The sequence below is a fragment of the Acinetobacter sp. RF14B genome (assembly GCF_006864105.1).
GTDB lineage: Bacteria > Pseudomonadota > Gammaproteobacteria > Pseudomonadales > Moraxellaceae > Acinetobacter > Acinetobacter lwoffii_C.
Genome location: NZ_SMTB01000223.1, coordinates 1 through 559, shown reverse-complemented (window position 1 = coordinate 559; position 559 = coordinate 1). Strand labels below are relative to the sequence as shown.

1 protein-coding gene is annotated in these 559 nt (G+C 30.2%); it reads left to right on the top strand.

Going from position 1 to position 559, the window contains the following annotated elements; translation table 11 throughout:
- The coding region (locus E2K52_RS15150) for a hypothetical protein (RefSeq protein WP_151205706.1) at positions 1-221 on the top strand (221 nt) is incomplete at its 5' end.
- Positions 222-559: the final 338 nt, after the last annotated feature.

The window sequence follows — 559 nt, the reverse complement described above, 5'->3', positions numbered from 1 at the left end:
TCCCTGAGAAAAAACAACAGGCTCGCTGTACTGTATTGGAAAACTATGCACGAGATGCAGATTATCCATTGTATTTGAGTTATATCGAAGATGATTTAAATAAAGTGGGTGGGACGGGGGTTCGACATCCTGACGCGATTTACTATGCGGTATGTGATCAACAACCGATTGGTTCAATTTCATTAGATAAATTGAATTTTTTATCCATGATTAAAATATAAGGCATTGAATATTATGTATTTATTTAGAATATGGGAGTGGGTAGAAAATATTTCACCTTACTATTTTGAATTTTTTTATTAAAAGTTGACTATAGTTAAAACTCATATGGTTGATTTTTTTAAAGAGTATTGTATCTTAGTAAAGACAGCATTTATTTTCACTGTGCAATAAATCTATTTGATCTGCTTCTGAGCAATAGATAAAATTTTTAAGCTGCCTATATGGCAGTGAACGTAATAGGTAAAACTCATATTTTCTAAGCTACTTATACAGTAGTGAAATACTGATAAAAGTATACAAGATTAGAGAAATAAATAGTGACTACTAGATTAGATAA